Raw genomic sequence first — 18,556 nt, 5'->3', positions numbered from 1 at the left:
GGTTCATTTGTCTTTATTCTATATTATTTCTCATACTGCTTCATAATACGAGCTAATTCATCGTCAACAGCAGAATTTTTGTTTAAGCTTGCGAATTCATCATCTAATGATTTTTCTTTCTTATAAACTTCACCACTTGCTTCCGCTTCAGCCTCTAATTGAAGAGCTTTCTCTTCCATACGGCTTAAGCCAGCTTTCGCTGAGTTTGAATCAAATCCAGACATCGCCTGATTAATATTCTTTTGTGCTTTCGCCGCATTTACACGTGCTACAAGTGTTTCACGTTTATTTTTCAGCTCTGTTAATTGCTTACGCATTTCTTCTAGCTTCAGGCGAAGATTGTCAGCAGCAGCTTTGTTTTGCTCATAGCTTGCTTTATACTCATTCATCTTTTGCTCTGCATTTTGTTTTTCTTCAAGAGCACGACGCGCAAGATCTAAGTTATTAGCTTGAACAGCCATATGAGCTTGCTCTTCACGTTTTTTCACAAGTGCTTCTTGCTCTTCAAATAATATTTTGAATTTCTTCTCAAGCGCGATTTGAGCCGCTACACTTTTCTCTGCTTCTTGTACATCCGCTTGCATATCACGTAAATATTGATCCGTCATCTTAACTGGATCTTCCGCTTTTTCAATTAATGAATACACATTTGACATTGTTAAATCTCGTAATCGTTTAAATACAGACATTCAAATTCCTCCTATGATATACCTCATATTTTAAATTCAATACTGGGAAAAATAAAAATCTCACTTAACAGTAAAGAATAGTCATTTTTACAGCCTACGTGCTTATTATAACAAAATGAAGATGTCCTTACATGTTATTTCCAAAATACATCCAATATAATATGACATTCTAGATACAATATTGCATTTCTAATATATTCTCATTATTTCTCTTTGAAATTAACTTACTTTTGCGCACTTTCACTAAATTACATAAGTGTAATGTTACTGTAAGCTAACTCGATAGTTACGTTTCCATATTTCTTATACACTAATACAAGAAGCAGCAAACAAGCTTCTCATCATTTCAGAACTAATACAAAAATGTATTTACTATAAAACAGATAAAAGGAGAAATCATCATGAAAAAATTAGTAGGAATCGGATTAGCAGCAGCAATTTCATTCGGAGCATTATCAGGTTGTTCTTTATTAGGAGAAAAAGCGAACGGCTTTGTACTGTACGGAACAGAAGATCAAGTAACACAAATTGCAGATAAAAACAAAAAAGAAGTGAAAGAAAAAGACTTCTATAAAATGAAAATGACAACATTAGAAGGTAAAAAAGTTCTTGTCATGGATAAGAAAACTGGTGAAGAACTCGTGAAGAAAGAGTTACTTAGTAAAGTTGATGAAAAAGACGATACGAAACCACTTGATAAATTACCGGCTGTAACAACAGAACAAGGTGTATTATTCGCAAAAGAGAAAGTAGAAAATGCTACACTTGATGGGGCAAAATTAAAATATGAAGGCAACACAATTATCGGTAGTGGCCGTGCATATGCCGACATGTTCGCGGTTGTTGATGATGCAACATACGGAAATGTAAAAGGCGATGAAAAATCTGTTGGGGTATTAAAATTCGATAAAGATCCAAGTAAAGAATTCCCTGGAAAAAATGGTGTAGAATCATCACAACTTGTAAAAATTAAGAAGTAATAAAAAAAGCTTTGCGACATCCGCAAAGCTTTCTTCTATTTATGAGCAACTTGCTCCATATCCGGACTACAAGTTTGTGACTGACATGACTTATTTAAAGAACATGCCGCGCATTTTCCTTTTTTACTTCTCTTTACAAAATGAACTAACGTGTATGCTGCATAACCAAAAATGATAGCTCCAATTATAATATTGACCATCATTATACATCTCCTTTTAGAATCCTAGTAAGGATCCAACTTGGTATATAATAAGCGTTAATACATACGCAACAACAAGCGGGTAAACGACTGAGAAAATCGTCCATTTCGCTGATCCTGTTTCACGTTTAATAACAGCCACCGTCGCTAAACATGGAACGTATAATAAAATAAAGAACATAAATGCATAAGCTGATAATGCTGTATAATGTGCTCCCATTACGTTTCCAAGCACATCTTCTTTAACTGCATAAATAATTGCCATTGTTGAAACGACAACTTCCTTCGCTAAAAATCCTGTTAAAAGGGATGCTGCAGCTTGCCACGTTCCAAAGCCGAGCGGTGCAAATAGCGGTGCGATAAATCCACCAATCATCGCTAAGTAACTGTCTCCCATATCAACACCAAATCCTGATGGACCTGCATAGTTTAATAACCAAATGATAACTGAACCACCGAAGATGAATGTACCAGCTTTACGAACAAATCCTTTTCCTTTCTCCCATGTGCTCAGCCATAACGTTTTTGCTTGTGGCACACGATAAGGAGGTAATTCAATTACGAAAATAGACTTTTCCGCTTTCAAAATCGTAAGAGACATAATTTTTGTAACTAATAACGCAAGAACAATCCCTGCAACATATAAAGAAAATACAACAGTCGCCTGACTATGCGGGAAGAATACGCCCGCAAATAATGCATATACAGGTAATCGTGCTGAACAAGACATAAATGGTGTTACTAAAATGGTAAGTAAACGTTCTTTTTCCTGTTCAATCGTTCTCGCTGCCATAATACCTGGAACGTTACATCCAAAACCAATAATCATCGGAATAAACGCTTTTCCGTTTAAGCCGAAAAACTCCATAATTCTATCCATAACAACTGCAATTCGCGCCATATACCCTGAGTCTTCTAATAATGAAATGAAAAAGAATAGTGCAAAGATTTGTGGTACGAATACTAATACAGCACCAACACCGGCAATAATACCTTCTGTAACGAGCGCTTGAATAAAATCAGAAGCTCCAATACTTGTAAGTCCAGCCGTCACCCAATCCGTAAGCTGGCCACCAAAAAACTCATCTAACATATCCGATAAAGGTGTACCAATCCACGTAAACGTAACCTGAAAAATAAAAAACATAACTGCTAAAAAGATTGGAAGTCCTAAAATTTTATGTGTAATTAATCTATCAATTTTTTCTGAAAAAGGAATTTTCCCTTCTTTCTCATGCTTCATAACATTTGTTTTTAACTTTTCAATATACGCTTCACGAGTTTTGTAAATGTGCTCTTCTAACGTACAATTAAGTTTTTCTTCTAAGCGAGATCGAATGGCTATGAGTTCCTTATAAATTGGCAATGCTTTCATTTCTTTTTCTACTACTTCGTTATTGCTTAAAAATTGAAGTGCTAACCATCTCGGATGCTCGTAATTCGCTGTCTCTAAAAGAGCAATTACTTCTCCAATTCCTTCATCCATTTGTACATCATATGAAATAAGGAATGGCTTTTTCTCTTTTTTGTCATTTTCTTTAAGAGTCGTAAGCAGTTCTTCACAGCCTTTTCCACTTCTTGCAACAACAGGAACGACTGTTACACCTAATAGCTCTGATAATCGTTTTACATCAATGACAATTCCTCTTTGCTTCGCCACATCAACCATGTTTAAACCAATTGAGACTGGCTTACCAAATTCAAGTAACTGCAACGTTAAATGCATATTTCTTTCAAACTGCGAGGAATCTACGATATTTAACATATGATTAAATTCTTCTGTTAATAGAAAGTTTGTTACAACACCTTCATCACGTGAAACTGGATTTAAATCATAAACACCTGGTAAATCAATTAATGTTCCTTGTCTATCTTTTAATTTACCAACCTTCTTTTCTACTGTTACACCGCTCCAGTTTCCTACATACTCATAAGAACCAGTAAGTGCATTAAATAATGATGTCTTCCCTGTATTCGGATTCCCTAGCAAAGCTACCTTATTCACGCTAATTCCACCTTTATCATTTTCGCGTCACAATGACGAATACTAATTAACTGTCCACGACACTCCAATGTACAAGGACCTTTGAACATCGCTTTCTGTTTCAGGCGAAGTTCGCTTCCTTCAGCAAGACCGAAAGCAGCTAGTCTACGCTTTAATAGCTGATCTAAAGACTGAATACTTTTTACTAACACTTTCTCTCCAATTTTAATATCTACTAAGCTCATAACCTTCCCCCTCAGAAGAGAATGATAATTATTTTCAAAAAAATTATACCACACCCAATTTCTCTTGTACTATACCCTTTTGCTTCATATTTATTAACATTTCGCTACAATTCTATTTCAATTATTGTCATACTGTATTCGTTTGCCATTCTCATCCATTTCGCTTACAATAAACAATAGCAAATAAAGAATTTCGTTATCACTGGGGGAGCCATGCCGCTGAGAGGGAACACTTCGTTCCGACCCTTCGAACCTGTTAGTTAATGCTAACGCAGGGATTGTGCAAACGTCCGAAATACATACCTCATTTTTATTTACGTATTTCGTATCCTCCTATGATATCTATTCTTTTTTGTATAACTTGGATTTAGGGGGAAACAACATGCGTAACACCAATTTACAAGCGATGATCGAATCTGCTATTCTTGCAGCCTTCGCCATGATTATCGATATTTTACCATTATCACTTAAACTTCCAACAGGCGGTTCTATCTCATTCGCTATGATTCCTATTTTTATTATTGCTTACCGCTGGGGCTTTAAATCAGCTTTCTTAGGCGGTTTAGTTTGGGGACTATTACAAATTGTCGTGGGAGATGCTTATATTTTAACACCTGTTCAAGCATTCATTGAGTACTTCATTGCCTTTGCTTTTATCGGATTTGCTGGCTTATTCTATCGTCCAATTCAAAAAGCACTTTTAACATCCAATGAAAATAGCTTAGAACAATCAAATTTAGGTAACCGTAAAGACAAACCTTCATCAAAACAAAATCAGGGTAAGAAAGTCCTTGCTTATATTATCCTTGCTACATTTATCGGTAGCTTTGCTCGCTATTTCTGCCACTTTATTGCCGGCATTATTTTCTGGGGACAATATGCACCGAAAGGTCAATCAGCTGTGTTATATTCATTAATCGTAAATGGAAGTACAATGCTTGGTTCTTTTATTTTATGTACCGTTTTACTTATATTTTTATTTATCACTTCACCACGATTATTCAAAAGCATCAGTGCTTATCAAATGAATACACAAAAAAAGGGCGCTTAATGAGCGCTCTTTTTTCATATCGTAATATCAATTAAAAATACAATAAATGCGCAAAAGAAAATAAATACCATTATACTTAGCCAATTGCTATGCACGGTTCATCGACTCCTTACATAACCTCATATTCTAAACAAATTATACTGATTAAAAATAAAGATTAGGTAAAGATAATATGAAAATAAATTAAAAAAGCGTAAATCATATTATTTACGCTTTTTTCGGTAAATAGAAGTAAAATAACACACCATCTTCTGTATTTCCTGCCCCATATTCAGTATCATGTAGTTCTAAAATATTCTTTGAAATGGCAAGCCCAAGTCCCGTCCCACCTTGTGAACGCTGACGAGCTGTATCCACTCGATAAAAACGATCCCAAATTTTATCTAATTGTTCTTCTTCAATGTGAGTACCTTTATTTTCAATGCACACTTTTATACGATCCTTCTCATCTATTGTAGAAATAATAATATCTTCTTTATTTGGTGTATAACGTATGGCATTCGTAATGAAATTCACGATGACTTGTTCAATCCGGCCTTGATTTGCAATCACTTCAAATGAACATATATTTTTATGAACACGAAGCTCTTTTTTCTCTATTTCCACAGATAGATGTTCACATATGTCTTCAATTACTGTATCAATATAAAACGAATCCTTTTTCATTTTATATGTACCAGATTCAAATTTAGCTAACTCAAGCATATCCAAAATTAACGTATCCATTTTGTCTACTTCTCTCTCCATTGCCTGAAAATAATACTCTTTTTTATGTTCAGCTACCCCGTCTTTTAAAATAGAAATACAGCTTTTCATAATACTTAGCGGTGTTTTTAATTCATGTGAAACACCAGAAATGAATTCTTTTCGCGTCTTTTCTAACTTTCTTTCCTTTTCAATATCTTCTTCTAACTGCCCAATATGCGAATGGAGTTTATTTGATAGAACATTAATATTTTTCGATAAATCTCCAATTTCATCTTTTGAAGTAATCGGTATTTTTTCTGTAAAATCTAATTGTGCTATTTTCTTCGTCGTATCATTTATTTTTAATAATGGTTTTGCAATTTGTTTTGAATAATAAAACGAAGCTAAAAAAATAAGAACGACTACAAATGCAATGATATAGATGTAATAATCTTGCACCATTTGTACAGCTTCATCTACAGGCTGTAAAGAAGCCATCGCATAAATATATGTTACTGATCCATCTTTTTCTTTTATTGGTTTCATTAATAATTTATATTTTATATCATTCTTTTCATAGTCCATTGTCTTTGTTGAATACTCTATTTGATTACTCTCTTTTAGTAATACATCCGTTTGAAATTCTTTTATACTATCCAAAAACAAAGTATTTTTATAAATTGGATTTACGAGGCCTTTTACATCTGGAAACTGTACTTTTGTAACAAACCCACCTATATAAGCATCTGGTTCTTGGGCAGCTTGCTCCTGAACAGCCGGCTTCTTTTCCTTACTTACTTGTTCCTCAGCTGCTTTCTTTTTCTCCTCATCTAATTTACTCGTTTTCTCCTTAAATGCTTTTTCTAACGGTTTATTAGATCCACTTAAATTCTGCTTAGATAACGAGAAAGAGAATGGAATAAAACTATCTCCTTTTTTCACTCCAGAAAAATAAATTCCTTGGCCTAGAAACTGATCTGATGATTTATTCTCAATCTCTTCTATATTGACGAGATTGCCTAAAGGAATTTTGAATATTTGTTGTCCAAAGCTCTTTTGTTGCCTACGATCTATCGTTACTTCAAAATAAAAATCATCTGCATGTTTTAAATTCCCGTTCTTATCTAATGTCGTAATCCACGTATTATTTTCTCTTAAAAAGTCTTGCTCTAGTTTTTGAATTTCTTCTGCATTTCCTGCATAATTTAAATAATTCTTCTCAAAGGAATTTAAATTTACTTTAATATCTTCCACTTTTCGATTCGCATAATATTGTTTAAAAAATATCGTTTGTCCAATAAATATCGTCGCTAAAATCAACATGCATAATGCCGTTGTAAGAGTAAATAATTTTAGTACAATTCCTTTCCTCATACATTGCCCTCAAATTTATAACCTGTTCGTACTACAGTTGTAATATACTTTGCTTTCTCTCCTAATTTATTTCTTAAATTACGAATATGACTATTCACCGTTCGATCATCACCAGCAAATTCATATCCCCAAATTCTTGAAATCAATTGTTCTCTCGTTAAAACGATTCCTTGATTTTTCATGAAATACGCTAATATTTCAAATTCTGTATGTGTTAAATTAATGTCTGTTCTATTTACTGTAACAGTGCGCGACGGAAAATGAACGTGAATACCGTGGATTGATAATGTATCATCTTCATTCTCTAAAAGTTGCTTTGTCACTTTTCTGCTTTCTAATAACCTTTTCGCTCTTGCTAATAAAATTGGGGGACTATACGGCTTCGTCACATAATCATCTGCCCCAAGTTCAAAACCAAGTAACGTATCGTCTTCATCTACGCGCGCCGTCAACATAATAATAGGCACTTCGGACGTCTTTCGAATTCTTCGGCAAACAGACCATCCATCAAGTTCTGGCAACATAATATCTAAAATGACTAAATCAACCTCTTCTTCTTCAAATACAACTAAAGCCTCTTTCCCGTCCCTCGCTTCAAACACTACATATTGCTCACTTAAAAAATAATCTTTTAATATTTCACGTAATATATCTTCATCTTCAACAATTAAAATGTTTTTTGACATAACTGATATATCCCCCTCCTGCTTTCAAAAACTATAATTTCACTTTGAATAACTGCCAGTTAACTTCGCCTCGATAATATATCTATCTGGTGCATCCCCTATATAATCAAATGGGTAACAAGTTGTCAGTGTTAATATCGGTTCTTCTTTTTTTATAATAACAGTACGATCATCCGCATGAGTAATCCATGTCTTTTGAATTTCATATGTGTACGTTTTATTATCATACTCTAAAACAAGGGTATCCTTTTCTTTCAACTCCCCTAAATCTGTAAATACGGTATCTCGATGTCCACTGAGTACAGTATGTCCCCCTCCAGATGGAGTTGTCGTTAAATCGCTAACGAACATACCCACTCCTTTTTTCAAAGTCGTATCATCTGCTCCCCAATATATAGAAAACTTCTTCTTTATTTTCGGTATGTTTAACATCGCTACCTTTTCTCCTTCTTTATGTTCTGTTTGAGAAGAAGGCACTTGAGAAGTTACAGGTGTTTCATGAGAAAGTTGAGTATCTTGTATATTTTTAAAGCTCTTTATTTCTTCTGCCGTTAATTGCCCGGCAGAGCTTCTTCCTTTATACCATTCCACAGCATAATAGGATCCCATGAATAGCCCTATAGCCATCAATATGATACCGATATAATTGAGTAACTTCATTCTTCATTCCTCCATGCCAAAAATGGTAGGAGTAACCTACCATTTTTAATATATGAAATTATCCCATTCTTTATAGGAAAATATTTTATTTACGCTTTAATCTTATTGCGACGATTCAAACCAAATAATGTACCTACCGCTACAAGACATGCACTTAATCCCATCATTACTACATTATTCGATGCTGTATTTGGTAATTTTTCACCTTGTACAACTGGCTTTGCTACTTCTTTTTTAACTACTTCATTCTTTTGCTCGGCTTTTATCGCTGCTTCTTTTTTGGCCATATCGTTTTTTAACTGTTCTTGCGCTATTCTCTTTTTCTCTTCTTCACTTTTTTTCTCAGCTTTTATTGCTTCTTCTTTTTTAGCCATATCATTTTTTTCTTGTACTTGTGCCGCTTGCTTTTTCTCTACTTCACTTTTTTGCTGTTCCTTAATTGCTTCTTCTTTTTTAGCTTTATCTTGTTGCACTTGCGCTTCTTCCTTTGTTACTGTTCCAGTATCTGCACTCGCTACTGAAGAATATCCTACTGTTAAAAGTGCCATTGCACAAATTGGTAATAGTCTCTTTTTCATCTTAATTCTCTCCTTATATTTTATTCACATCAACTCGCACCGGATGTATTACTAGAATAAGCAAGAGATATAAATATAAGATGCAGATGAAATATATTTCATTTAAAGATTTCATTGTAGAAAAAGAAAAAAACATCGCAATATGTACGATGTTTTTTCGGGTGTGTGTCTCAATTATTTACATGTTACTTTCGCGTGATTTGGAAGTAGAACGGGCCGGAGCGATAACTAATTGTCTCGGCTCAGTTTTCTTGAAGTGATTTTTGACGTTACACTTACGACGTTGAACAACCCACGCTTTAATAGGGTTTGTTAAAATAATCTTTTGCTCTTCGTTAGGGGCCTCTTCTTCAAACCTACAACTCTCGCTCCATTTATTCCATTTCATTGTAAATTTAGAAGAAGAATGATCATCTTCACGATCAAACAAGTGCAAAAAATCCATTTTTCCATCTAGCATTACGGTGTTACTAGTCGCTAAAAAAGAAAAGGTCGTCCAACGTTTCTCCATGCCCTCCTACTCCTTTTTCACATATAGAGTGCCTAAAACTTAATTTACCTAAAATATGCTTGCCTTTTACCTTACACCCATAGTTTATCCAAAATGCTATTATGCAACTATCGATTTGCCTTACAACTACCTTACATTTTTGTAAGAAACAAAAAAACCTTCACTCGATATAATGAAGGTTTCTTACTTTTTATCTATATGATCTCTCATATCATCAAGTCCAGCTTCTTTTAGCTGCGACATCATACCGTGCGAAATTGCTCCTAACACTAAAGTCATTCCAATTAATGAAATACGAATCGCAGGTACATCAATTACGTAAGCCAACAGGCCAAGAACAATTGTTAAAAGTAATGCTTTTATAAATGTTACACTTGTGTACTGTTTCTTCTTCATCATATTCACCCTTTATGGAAGCGTTTTCTTAATACACTTAGTATATCATATCATCAGATGATTTTGGCGTTATCTTTGTAAAAAATTACTATCTCCTTTGACTTTTTCTATTCTATCCTTTACAGTCGAAATGTTCGCAAGTTTTACACTGTAGGAGGATTACAATGAATATTGAAATAAAAGACACTTTAATTTCTGAAGAACAATTACAAGCAAAAGTGAAAGAATTAGCACTTCAAATCGAACGTGACTTTGAAGGAGAAGAAATCGTAGTTATCGCAGTATTAAAAGGTTCATTCGTATTTGCTGCTGATTTAATTCGTCACATCAAAAATGATGTAACAATTGACTTTATTTCTGCATCTAGCTACGGAAATCAAACAGAAACAACAGGAAAAGTGAAACTACTAAAAGATATCGACGTAAACATTACTGGAAAAAACGTAATTGTTGTAGAAGATATTATCGATTCTGGTTTAACACTTCATTTCCTAAAAGACCACTTCTTTATGCATAAACCAAAAGCACTCAAGTTCTGTACATTACTTGATAAGCCAGAACGCCGTAAAGTGGACTTAAAAGCTGAATATGTTGGCTTCCAAATTCCAGACGAATTTATCGTTGGCTACGGTATCGACTGTGCTGAGAAATATCGTAACTTACCATTTATCGCTTCAGTTGTAACGGAGTAATCGTATAACTTAAAAAATTGATAGTACATAAAATGTATATCGGCGATTTTTTTAATATATCGACTTACCGACAATAACTGACAATGTTAGCATCCAATTAATAGGGAGAAGCTGTTCTAAAATACATGGGAACAGCTCCTTTCTTTCCATTACAAACTACAGGGAGAGATGAAATATGACAAAGACAAAATTTGAAAAAGTACTCCTCATCGTAAATCCGAAAGCTGGTCAAGGTGACTTACATACAAATTTAACAAAAATCGTACCACCTCTTGCCGCAGCTTTTCCTGATCTACATATCCTTCATACGAAAAAACAAGGTGATGCAACAAAATATTGCCAAGAGTTTGCTAGTAAAGTAGATTTAATTATCGTCTTTGGTGGTGATGGAACAGTATTTGAATGCACAAATGGCTTAGCACCTCTCGAAACTAGACCTACACTTGCAATCATTCCAGGTGGAACTTGCAATGACTTCTCTCGCACACTTGGTGTTCCGCAAAACATTGCAGAAGCAGCAAAACTTATCACAAAGGAACACGTAAAACCAGTTGACGTTGCAAAAGCAAATGAACAACATTTCTTAAACTTCTGGGGCATTGGACTCGTATCTGAAGTATCAAACAATATCGATGCAGAAGAAAAAGCAAAGCTTGGTAAAATCGGTTACTATTTAAGCACAATTCGAACTGTAAAAAATGCTGAAACATTCCCGGTAAAAATTACTTATGACGGACAAGTATATGAAGACGAAGCTGTCCTTGTCATGGTTGGAAATGGTGAATATCTTGGTGGTATTCCATCCTTTATTCCGAACGTAAAATGTGATGATGGAACACTTGATATTTTCGTAGTCAAATCAACAGGTATTCAAGCATTTAAAGATTACATCGGAAAGAAACTATTTGAAGACTCAAATGAAAATGACATCTTCCACGTAAAAGCGAAATCCATTCATATTGAAACGAAAGAAGAAAAAGAAGTAGATACAGATGGAGAAAGCTCGCTTCATACACCTTGTCACATTGAATTATTACCAGGACACTTTACGATGATTTATAATCCTGCGGTTGTGTAAAGAAAAAAACGAGTGCTAGCACTCGTTTTTTTCTCTTCTAATCTAGCTATGTCGTTGAATCATTTCTTGTATTTCTTTAACTCTCTCTAAAGTAATTCCATTTCTTTGTTCGATTGCTAAAGGATGCTCGGTTGGCTCTAATTCAACATACGGTGCCGTTCCAACTTCTCTTATATGTACATTTGTTTTTAAATTTAATGTTTCTGGATAAAATGGTATTTCTACAGATAACCAACCAAAATAAGGATCACTATTTTCTCGGCCTCTCTCATCCCACTTTTCTAATACTTCATCATAACTTTCTTTACTAAGTGATACCCAAACAGTCCATATGAAATTTTCGTGGTAGTCAATGATAGGAATCTCTAAACATCCTCTAATAAAATAATGTTCATCATCCATTACACAAAGATCCGATGTTAAATGGATGCGTCCCTCTCTTTCATGGGGCGCTACCTCGTAATAATAATATGGCGCTTCACTTCCGTAGCATAGAGGTAGTGCAAAACGATGCATTTGTACTTTTTCTCCGGATTTTCTTCTTCTTTTCATTTGTTATTCTTTCTCCTATCCTTTTCAGTCACAATCAAACTCTACCCAATTTCTCCAATGCGTATTAGCATTTTCATTCACAATAACACTTGGATCTTTCTTCTCTATTGCAGCGGCTACTGATTGGAAGAATTCATTTTCACTTACTTTTTCGTCTTCAACATGTTTCCATTCTTCCGTTTCATACGCTACTTTCCAGTCGCCTTCTAAACCGAACTCTTCTAAAATTTCTCCTTTATCCCACCACAATAATTTTTGAGCTTCCTCATTAGTAGCAAGCATACGCATGAAGTATGTTGGATAATGCTCTGTCGTTTGTACTTCTATTCCATTATTTATATAATCTTCTTCTGTAAATTCATATTCAAAATGATGCTCGCGAATTTTTAAACTGCCGTTATAAATATTCGGTATAAATTCACCTTCATCATCAAACAACTCATAATCGCCATTATTTAATTGTAAAATGCAATCATCACCCATTGAATGAGTAATTCTATCGCCATATACTTGAATATCATTACATACACCTAATGAACCTACACCAACAATTTGAAACACCATTAGCCAATCCTTAGTATCTTTAAAGAAAAGAGAGAATTTCACTTGTGAAATATCAATATATTCATTATCAAAGGCAGGAAATTCATACTTACTTTGCTTTTTATCTAATAGTTTTAAAATATCTTTTTGCATATGTAGCATCTTCACCTCGATATAAACAAAAATATTTTTTTAATTTCACTAGAGTATAACATAACCATACTTACCTGTGACATTCTAATAACACTACTAAAAAATAGAAGAATGGCTTGTTTGCATACTCTAGTTCTTTTTATGTACAATGAAGGAAAGAAGCACCTTCATATAAGGGAGAGGACAAACTTTGTTCAACCAACAGTTAGTTAATTTACGCATTGATTTTGCATTTAAACAATTGTTTGGTACGAATGGTAGCGAAGATATTCTAATTGCATTTTTAAATGCTATGTTACAAGAGTCTTTAGAGTCGCCCATTGCTTCTCTACAACTAGAAGATCCACATTTACACAGGTAATATGAAGAGGATAAGTTATCTATTTTAGACATTTCAGCGACATTAGACACAGGAACAAAAGTTAATGTAGAAATACAACTCAATAATAATCACGATATGGTTAAACGCAGTTTATATTATTGGGGAAGACTATACACATCTCAACTACAAAAAGGGATGCCCTACAGTGCACTTCACAAAACCATCACCATAAACTTACTAAACTTCGTAATGTTTTCGGAACACCCAGCCTTCCATACAACGAGCATATTATGGAATACACAACAACAAAAAATCCTGAGTGAAGACATAGAAATCCACATTATAGAAATTCCAAAGTTAACTGAACAATGGCATGAAGAAAAAGTAAATCCGTGGAAAGATCCATTTGTTCGTTGGCTTTTATTGCTTTCAGCAAATGAGGACGAGCACTTAACTAAACTATTGGAGGATATTGCTATGAACCAAGACCCTATTTTACAAAAAGCAATAAATAAATGGGAACGTATGAGTCAGGATTCTTCTTTCCGACAAGCCTATGACGCAAGGGAGAAAGTTTTAATGGATGAAGCAGCAAAATTCGCCCATGCAGAGACAGAAGGAATAAAAAGAGGAATGGAACAAGGAATTAAAAAAGGGCTTGAAAAAGGCATTGAAAAAGGGCTTGAAAAAGGCATTCAACAGGGGAAAATTCAAATGATTAAAAATATGTATGATCTTGGTATACCACTTGAAACGATTGCTAAGGCAAGTAAATTAAGTTTGCATGAGATTGAGCATATTTTAAGACATAAATAGTGATAAAAAAAGAGCTTGAATAGTTTCAAGCTCTTTTTTTATCAAATTTCCTCAATACTATCCAATTGAGTCTTATAACACTCATCACACTCTGACCTAGTAGGAAGAATCCCTCTTTCATCAGGTAATAAAACCCTCAAAACTTCTCGATCCATCTCTACGAAAGACTTCATAATAATGGGATATCCTTCAATAATATCCGTATACTCAATCCCTTGTTCAAACTTTTTTCCGCTCTTTATTTCTTCTATTATGGTACAAAAAACACTATGCGCGACTTCAGGATCCATATTTAATGCTATTTGTAAATCTTGATGATTAAAGTTATCTCTTAGACCATGCGTATGATAATTAGCATGGATGCCATCAATATCTTCTGCTAATATGCTATGCATGTACCATCCATACTCTTGTAGCATATTTTCTTCCCATTCATCTGTATCCTCTTCTAAATCTTCATCAAACAAATTCGGATCATACCACACGTCCTCGTAATCTCCAGCAATTAAAAATCTCCAACCAGGTGGTAACCCTAAATACTTCTTTATTTCAGGTGCCCATTCATCAATATGTTGAACATGTAAAGGAAGAAAGAAATCTTCTTCTGTCCCCATTTCTTCACCAGCCCAAATGTACCAACCTGTCGTTCCGTTTTCTATAGGCATTCGTAACCCATTAATCGGAACAATACCATCTTTCACATTTTGCGCTATTCCTAATTTCAAGTCATTCGGAGATTCTACATACTCCGCTTTATATTTATCACATATACTCCTCTGTTCTTTTATGTATTTTTCCATCCTTTTAGCACACTCCCCAATTTTTGAAAGATAGATTTCTTTGCCGAAGCACTCTCTAACTTCCATACCCCACACGGATTATAAAATGGATCCTCTTGTTCATAACGATTATCTATATAATGAGATAAGAGATACACTGGAGCATCTTCTGTGAAACTAATTGTATCTCCATCTTTCAAATTAGGTTTTTCCAATATATTATGTAGGTTAAAATCATTCAATAAATCTACAGCTACTTCCGGATCTATCCCTCCGTCTAAAACAACGTCTGGTAGATTAAATGCTTGCATTCCACATGAATAATAACCGTCCTCTTCATCTCCAACTAAAGTTACAAGGTGCGAATACATCGGGAAGATTTCCTTATCCTCTGCAAGCTCTTGCCATTCTTCTTTCAAATAAGCCACACCTGCTGTTTCAACTTTTAAAGCAAGTCCACCTGCATTTAAAAGTTCCATTCCTACATCAATTACTTCTTGTAATCTCTCTGTATCGTCAACTTTTGCAATAATATACACTGTATAAGTATGCTTCTCCAACTCCTGAAGCAATTCTTCATTAAAACGCTCACCACCTGCATAGAAGAAAGCCTCTCTCAAAGAAGGGTCTTGTTCATATATATCAATTTCAAAGCCAATCTCTTTCTCCTTATGGTGCATCACATTTCCCGCTAATATATAGTTACTTTTACTCACAACTTCTTGTATTAATTCTGTTCTATCTTTCCATAAACCAGGTACTCCAATAACGATTTGTGTCTCCATCATATGCACTCCACTTCTCATCTATTTTCAATCTATTCTTTCAATCTTCCAAACTAAATTAGCTGGGATATCTTTCTCTAAAAAGGTTAACATCCATACAGTTTTTCCTTTATCATTCATCAGTAGCACTTTATGATTTAACTTCCAAGCCACTTCACTAACATGATGAAACATCTTATACATATCTTCTTCTCTAATAAGCTTTTCCTTTTTGATTAACCGCCTCGTTCTATACTCTCTTATTTCTAAGTACACGTCAGCATAAGCCACTTCATGCTGACATGTTATATTACATACGTATTTTTTATTCGGACTACTCTTTTTTATATATACGAACTCGTTTCTATAATTCAATTCTAGTATCTTATTCTTCACTTTTTCTAACTCTTCTATATCCCAATCATATTTCACAGCTAAACGCTTCATTTCCGCATGAACGATTTGAAGGGCTAATTCTTTTTTCTCTCTATCTGATAAATATGGAAAATCCCTCACACTCCCATATTCCACAAAAGCATTCATATATTCAGGGAAAATTCGATATTTCTTCTCCCACTCATCGAGTAATGAAATATCATCCACACAATGAATCAAAATACCTTTCTCATACTCCATTCTTAACTTTGGCATATGTCGACAATATAAAGAAATAATACAGCTCGTCTCTTTACCAAAAGAGATATCTTCATCGTAGTTGCTTGTAGATGCTAACTGTAATGTCTCAGTGCTTCTAGTATGCTCTTTTACTTTTAGAAAACTCAATTGTATATCTCTTATAACTGGCATTTGCTCTCTCCTCTTCGCAATACAACTATGAAACATCTTTGTTAATACGCCTTAATCAATTTCAAGCCATCCCATTCCCATAGAAAGAAATAACAGCCCGATTACAAAAAAGAGACCCCCAGTTAAAAAATAGAACGGTGCTCCGTGCAATGGATCACTAAATAACTCTATCAAATTTCCAGCTACTACTTTCCATTTCTCTTTCTTTGAATTTTTTTCTTTTATTTCTTTAACAAATCGATAGATACTTATACTAATCAAAATAATTCCTATTAATAGGCATCCTACTATGATTAAAATCTCCAAATATAACACTCCATGTGTACATTTATATTTATTTTCGTTTACATACTATTGTTATTCATAATCCATTTTAGCTAATAAACAAACGAAAGAGAACTAGGTGGATTAATGTTTACTTAAAAATAAAAAGTCCGAAACTATATAAAGTGATTTCGGACTTTTTATTTTTAAAATATTAAATTACATTTCGAACAAAAAGGAGCTGAATTTCCTCTTCTAATTTTTGTATCACATTTTGGACAATATACATATCGTTCCTCTACCTTTTGTCGTTCTATCATGTGTAAAGATACTATTTTCATACTGCACATAATTCCAATTAAGATAAGGCTAAAAATGAGTAGCACAACGCTCTTCCTCCCTTAACTACTTACCTATATTTTACCATTAAATAAAGATAATTTTATACTTATAATCCTATCTTGTCCTTCATACTGGAAGAAACTTTTTTTACTTCTATTTACTCATCAGTGTGATTCTTTTTTGTCTATATAAATAAAGAATACCTGTAACAATAAAAACAATCACGCCAAAATACAAGCCATACTCTATCGCAACTGCTACAATACTTTCAATATGTTGTCCAAATAAAGAACCTAGCACAAAGTAAACGAGTGTCCAAAGAAATCCTGTCGTATAAGAATACAAAGCATACGTCTTAAATGACATGTTATTCATTCCAACTAAATACGGTACAACATGTCTTACAACTGGTATGAAGTAACTTGTAACTAATGCATAATGACCATACTTCTCTACCATCTCTTGCGATTTCACAACATACTTTGCTTTTTTCTTTTTCATTAGCTTATCAAGTACTTTTGTACCAAATATTTTCCCTAATATATAGCCTAAAGAAAGTCCGGACACAACGCCTAAATACGTTAATAAAAACGCAGGAATAACATTTAATATACCTAATGAAGATACAAAGCCTCCGCTCATAACAATCATTTCATCTGGAATTGGCATACCGATAATACCTAACCATAAACAGAAAAATAATGCCCAATAACCGTACTGCTCAATATAGGATAATAATTCATGTAATTCCATTATGCATACGCTCTCCTTAGCTCTTTTTTACAGCTAAAGACGTACGCTGGTGGGAAATTGAGCCACACTTTCTCTAGCGTAATTTCAGGAAAGAAGTGCTGTATAAATCCTTTTTTCACAAGTGAATATTGAAATGTAATAAATTCACCATTCTCATGTATCGCTTCCATTACATTGTTTAAAATACGTTTTGAAACTTCTTCTGGTAAAGAAGTAAAAGGTAATCCCGATAAAACGTAATCCACGCATTCTATATGGAACTCTTCCATATACTTCTTTATATTTTCAGCTGAACCGTGCATAACAATGACGTTCTGCTCATCTTTAAATTTTCTCTTTAGCTCTTTGCAAAACACTTCATTAATTTCAATAAGAAGAAATATTGTTTCCTTCTTTTTTCTCTTCATAATCTCTTTCGTAAAGACCCCTGTACCAGGCCCTAACTCTACAATACATTTCGCTTTATTAAAATCAATTACATCGACCATTTTCTTTGCTAATATTTTTGAACTTGGCGCAATTGCACCAGTATGTTTCGGATGTTTCATAAATTCATGTAAGAATGTTATGAGTTGCATATAAACCTCTCCTCATTCGTTCGGTAGTTTTTAACTTGTGTCTAAGTATAACTATCGTTTCTTAATAAAAAT

At 34.0% G+C, this 18,556-nt stretch carries 23 protein-coding genes, 1 pseudogene and 1 riboswitch; of the genes and pseudogenes, 5 read left to right on the top strand and 19 right to left on the bottom strand.

Annotation, left to right across the window (positions count from 1 at the left end; translation table 11 throughout):
- Nucleotides 1–23 precede the first annotated feature (23 nt).
- A complete protein-coding gene (locus MKY38_RS25710) occupies nucleotides 24–689 on the bottom strand; it encodes a PspA/IM30 family protein (RefSeq protein ID WP_000110281.1) in 666 nt (221 codons plus the stop codon).
- Nucleotides 690–1,090: 401 nt separating this feature from the next.
- Here MKY38_RS25710 and MKY38_RS25705 point away from each other — a divergent pair, with 401 nt between their 5' ends.
- Entirely contained in the window at nucleotides 1,091–1,669 is a 579-nt protein-coding gene (locus MKY38_RS25705) for a lipoprotein BA_5634 family protein (protein WP_000737481.1), read from the top strand.
- Between the two features lie 35 nt (nucleotides 1,670–1,704).
- On the opposite strand, the gene MKY38_RS25700 is transcribed toward MKY38_RS25705, so the two are convergent.
- From MKY38_RS25700 to MKY38_RS25690, 3 genes are read right to left on the bottom strand one after another with little or no spacing between them, the layout of a single operon-like run.
- A complete protein-coding gene (locus MKY38_RS25700) occupies nucleotides 1,705–1,872 on the bottom strand; it encodes a FeoB-associated Cys-rich membrane protein (protein WP_017674402.1) in 168 nt (55 codons plus the stop codon).
- 13 nt (nucleotides 1,873–1,885) lie between these two features.
- Nucleotides 1,886–3,874, bottom strand: coding sequence for a ferrous iron transport protein B (feoB, locus tag MKY38_RS25695; RefSeq protein WP_341050136.1), 1,989 nt, complete (start codon nucleotides 3,872–3,874; stop codon nucleotides 1,886–1,888).
- Complete coding sequence (locus tag MKY38_RS25690; protein ID WP_000060512.1) at nucleotides 3,871–4,098, bottom strand: FeoA family protein; 228 nt, start codon at nucleotides 4,096–4,098, stop codon at nucleotides 3,871–3,873. Before MKY38_RS25690 ends, feoB begins: the two co-directional genes overlap by 4 nt.
- A 194-nt stretch (nucleotides 4,099–4,292) precedes the next feature.
- A riboswitch (TPP riboswitch) is annotated at nucleotides 4,293–4,394 on the top strand.
- Between the two features lie 86 nt (nucleotides 4,395–4,480).
- On the opposite strand from MKY38_RS25690, the gene thiT reads away from it, so the two are divergent.
- A complete protein-coding gene (gene thiT / locus MKY38_RS25685) occupies nucleotides 4,481–5,149 on the top strand; it encodes an energy-coupled thiamine transporter ThiT (RefSeq protein ID WP_001246588.1) in 669 nt (222 codons plus the stop codon).
- Nucleotides 5,150–5,356: 207 nt separating this feature from the next.
- Here thiT and MKY38_RS25680 read toward each other — a convergent pair whose 3' ends face one another.
- The 6 genes from MKY38_RS25680 to MKY38_RS25655 form a co-directional block, all read right to left on the bottom strand.
- Nucleotides 5,357–7,210, bottom strand: a complete 1,854-nt coding sequence (locus tag MKY38_RS25680) for a sensor histidine kinase (protein ID WP_341050132.1) — start codon at nucleotides 7,208–7,210, stop codon at nucleotides 5,357–5,359.
- A complete protein-coding gene (locus MKY38_RS25675; protein ID WP_000041859.1) occupies nucleotides 7,207–7,896 on the bottom strand; it encodes a response regulator transcription factor in 690 nt (229 codons plus the stop codon). The genes MKY38_RS25680 and MKY38_RS25675 overlap by 4 nt, the downstream gene beginning before the upstream one ends.
- Nucleotides 7,897–7,935: 39 nt before the next feature.
- Nucleotides 7,936–8,556, bottom strand: coding sequence for a class D sortase (locus MKY38_RS25670; RefSeq protein ID WP_000771589.1), 621 nt, complete (start codon nucleotides 8,554–8,556; stop codon nucleotides 7,936–7,938).
- Nucleotides 8,557–8,645: 89 nt separating this feature from the next.
- Nucleotides 8,646–9,134: an LPXTG cell wall anchor domain-containing protein gene (locus MKY38_RS25665; protein WP_341050127.1), complete on the bottom strand. Its 489-nt coding sequence runs from the start codon at nucleotides 9,132–9,134 to the stop codon at nucleotides 8,646–8,648.
- Nucleotides 9,135–9,312: 178 nt separating this feature from the next.
- A complete protein-coding gene (locus tag MKY38_RS25660; RefSeq protein ID WP_000415613.1) occupies nucleotides 9,313–9,645 on the bottom strand; it encodes a hypothetical protein in 333 nt (110 codons plus the stop codon).
- Between the two features lie 183 nt (nucleotides 9,646–9,828).
- A complete protein-coding gene (locus tag MKY38_RS25655) occupies nucleotides 9,829–10,044 on the bottom strand; it encodes a hypothetical protein (RefSeq protein WP_002001286.1) in 216 nt (71 codons plus the stop codon).
- A gap of 161 nt (nucleotides 10,045–10,205) precedes the next feature.
- On the opposite strand from MKY38_RS25655, the gene hpt reads away from it, so the two are divergent.
- Together hpt and MKY38_RS25645 are read left to right on the top strand one after the other, a co-directional pair.
- Nucleotides 10,206–10,733 carry a hypoxanthine phosphoribosyltransferase gene (gene hpt / locus MKY38_RS25650; protein ID WP_001019294.1) on the top strand — a complete coding sequence of 176 codons (528 nt, stop codon included), beginning with the start codon at nucleotides 10,206–10,208 and terminating at the stop codon, nucleotides 10,731–10,733.
- A gap of 175 nt (nucleotides 10,734–10,908) precedes the next feature.
- Entirely contained in the window at nucleotides 10,909–11,811 is a 903-nt protein-coding gene (locus MKY38_RS25645; protein ID WP_000167902.1) for a diacylglycerol/lipid kinase family protein, read from the top strand.
- Between the two features lie 42 nt (nucleotides 11,812–11,853).
- Here the strand turns inward: MKY38_RS25645 and MKY38_RS25640 are convergent, their stop codons facing one another.
- Both MKY38_RS25640 and MKY38_RS25635 read right to left on the bottom strand, forming a co-directional pair.
- Complete coding sequence (locus tag MKY38_RS25640) at nucleotides 11,854–12,363, bottom strand: DUF2199 domain-containing protein (RefSeq protein WP_025709997.1); 510 nt, start codon at nucleotides 12,361–12,363, stop codon at nucleotides 11,854–11,856.
- A gap of 24 nt (nucleotides 12,364–12,387) precedes the next feature.
- A complete protein-coding gene (locus MKY38_RS25635; protein WP_341050119.1) occupies nucleotides 12,388–13,059 on the bottom strand; it encodes a DUF7003 family protein in 672 nt (223 codons plus the stop codon).
- A gap of 190 nt (nucleotides 13,060–13,249) precedes the next feature.
- Here MKY38_RS25635 and MKY38_RS25630 point away from each other — a divergent pair.
- A pseudogene (locus tag MKY38_RS25630) lies at nucleotides 13,250–14,197 on the top strand (Rpn family recombination-promoting nuclease/putative transposase).
- 41 nt (nucleotides 14,198–14,238) lie between these two features.
- On the opposite strand, the gene MKY38_RS25625 reads toward MKY38_RS25630, so the two are convergent.
- The 7 genes from MKY38_RS25625 to MKY38_RS25595 all read right to left on the bottom strand — a co-directional run bounded on the left by MKY38_RS25625 (nucleotide 14,239) and on the right by MKY38_RS25595 (nucleotide 18,484).
- Entirely contained in the window at nucleotides 14,239–14,997 is a 759-nt protein-coding gene (locus MKY38_RS25625; RefSeq protein WP_000417366.1) for a DUF4262 domain-containing protein, read from the bottom strand.
- Nucleotides 14,982–15,761, bottom strand: coding sequence for a DUF4261 domain-containing protein (locus MKY38_RS25620; RefSeq protein WP_048534978.1), 780 nt, complete (start codon nucleotides 15,759–15,761; stop codon nucleotides 14,982–14,984). Before MKY38_RS25620 ends, MKY38_RS25625 begins: the two co-directional genes overlap by 16 nt.
- A gap of 27 nt (nucleotides 15,762–15,788) precedes the next feature.
- On the bottom strand, nucleotides 15,789–16,547 hold the full coding sequence (locus MKY38_RS25615) for a hypothetical protein (RefSeq protein ID WP_341050116.1): 759 nt from the start codon (nucleotides 16,545–16,547) through the stop codon (nucleotides 15,789–15,791).
- 51 nt (nucleotides 16,548–16,598) lie between these two features.
- On the bottom strand, nucleotides 16,599–16,853 hold the full coding sequence (locus MKY38_RS25610; RefSeq protein ID WP_000404319.1) for a hypothetical protein: 255 nt from the start codon (nucleotides 16,851–16,853) through the stop codon (nucleotides 16,599–16,601).
- Nucleotides 16,854–17,017: 164 nt separating this feature from the next.
- The gene (locus MKY38_RS25605) at nucleotides 17,018–17,197 is read right to left on the bottom strand and encodes a hypothetical protein (protein WP_001986677.1); all 180 of its coding nucleotides are present in this window, start codon (nucleotides 17,195–17,197) and stop codon (nucleotides 17,018–17,020) included.
- Nucleotides 17,198–17,306: 109 nt separating this feature from the next.
- Nucleotides 17,307–17,906 carry a DedA family protein gene (locus MKY38_RS25600; RefSeq protein WP_000418906.1) on the bottom strand — a complete coding sequence of 200 codons (600 nt, stop codon included), beginning with the start codon at nucleotides 17,904–17,906 and terminating at the stop codon, nucleotides 17,307–17,309.
- Nucleotides 17,906–18,484 (bottom strand): rRNA adenine N-6-methyltransferase family protein, encoded by a 579-nt coding sequence (locus tag MKY38_RS25595; RefSeq protein ID WP_153595548.1) that lies wholly within the window; start codon nucleotides 18,482–18,484, stop codon nucleotides 17,906–17,908. The genes MKY38_RS25600 and MKY38_RS25595 overlap by 1 nt, the downstream gene beginning before the upstream one ends.
- Nucleotides 18,485–18,556: the final 72 nt, after the last annotated feature.

Origin of the sequence: Bacillus sp. FSL R5-0585 (assembly GCF_038004545.1) — a bacterium.
GTDB classification, from domain to species: Bacteria; Bacillota; Bacilli; order Bacillales; family Bacillaceae_G; genus Bacillus_A; species Bacillus_A cereus.
This window is presented reverse-complemented; position numbering and strand designations above follow the sequence as displayed.

Coding starts and splice junctions, on each gene's coding strand:
- thiT (WP_001246588.1), top strand. CDS start 4,481: ATGCGTAACACCAATTTACAAGCGATGATCGAATCTGCTATTCTTGCA.
- MKY38_RS25615 (WP_341050116.1), bottom strand. CDS start 16,547: ATGCCAGTTATAAGAGATATACAATTGAGTTTTCTAAAAGTAAAAGAG.
- MKY38_RS25625 (WP_000417366.1), bottom strand. CDS start 14,997: ATGGAAAAATACATAAAAGAACAGAGGAGTATATGTGATAAATATAAA.
- MKY38_RS25600 (WP_000418906.1), bottom strand. CDS start 17,906: ATGGAATTACATGAATTATTATCCTATATTGAGCAGTACGGTTATTGG.
- MKY38_RS25705 (WP_000737481.1), top strand. CDS start 1,091: ATGAAAAAATTAGTAGGAATCGGATTAGCAGCAGCAATTTCATTCGGA.
- MKY38_RS25700 (WP_017674402.1), bottom strand. CDS start 1,872: ATGATGGTCAATATTATAATTGGAGCTATCATTTTTGGTTATGCAGCA.
- MKY38_RS25640 (WP_025709997.1), bottom strand. CDS start 12,363: ATGAAAAGAAGAAGAAAATCCGGAGAAAAAGTACAAATGCATCGTTTT.
- MKY38_RS25670 (WP_000771589.1), bottom strand. CDS start 8,556: ATGAAGTTACTCAATTATATCGGTATCATATTGATGGCTATAGGGCTA.
- MKY38_RS25710 (WP_000110281.1), bottom strand. CDS start 689: ATGTCTGTATTTAAACGATTACGAGATTTAACAATGTCAAATGTGTAT.
- MKY38_RS25655 (WP_002001286.1), bottom strand. CDS start 10,044: ATGATGAAGAAGAAACAGTACACAAGTGTAACATTTATAAAAGCATTA.
- MKY38_RS25620 (WP_048534978.1), bottom strand. CDS start 15,761: ATGGAGACACAAATCGTTATTGGAGTACCTGGTTTATGGAAAGATAGA.
- MKY38_RS25665 (WP_341050127.1), bottom strand. CDS start 9,134: ATGAAAAAGAGACTATTACCAATTTGTGCAATGGCACTTTTAACAGTA.
- MKY38_RS25675 (WP_000041859.1), bottom strand. CDS start 7,896: ATGTCAAAAAACATTTTAATTGTTGAAGATGAAGATATATTACGTGAA.
- MKY38_RS25595 (WP_153595548.1), bottom strand. CDS start 18,484: ATGCAACTCATAACATTCTTACATGAATTTATGAAACATCCGAAACAT.
- MKY38_RS25645 (WP_000167902.1), top strand. CDS start 10,909: ATGACAAAGACAAAATTTGAAAAAGTACTCCTCATCGTAAATCCGAAA.
- MKY38_RS25690 (WP_000060512.1), bottom strand. CDS start 4,098: ATGAGCTTAGTAGATATTAAAATTGGAGAGAAAGTGTTAGTAAAAAGT.
- MKY38_RS25635 (WP_341050119.1), bottom strand. CDS start 13,059: ATGCAAAAAGATATTTTAAAACTATTAGATAAAAAGCAAAGTAAGTAT.
- MKY38_RS25680 (WP_341050132.1), bottom strand. CDS start 7,210: ATGAGGAAAGGAATTGTACTAAAATTATTTACTCTTACAACGGCATTA.
- hpt (WP_001019294.1), top strand. CDS start 10,206: ATGAATATTGAAATAAAAGACACTTTAATTTCTGAAGAACAATTACAA.
- MKY38_RS25660 (WP_000415613.1), bottom strand. CDS start 9,645: ATGGAGAAACGTTGGACGACCTTTTCTTTTTTAGCGACTAGTAACACC.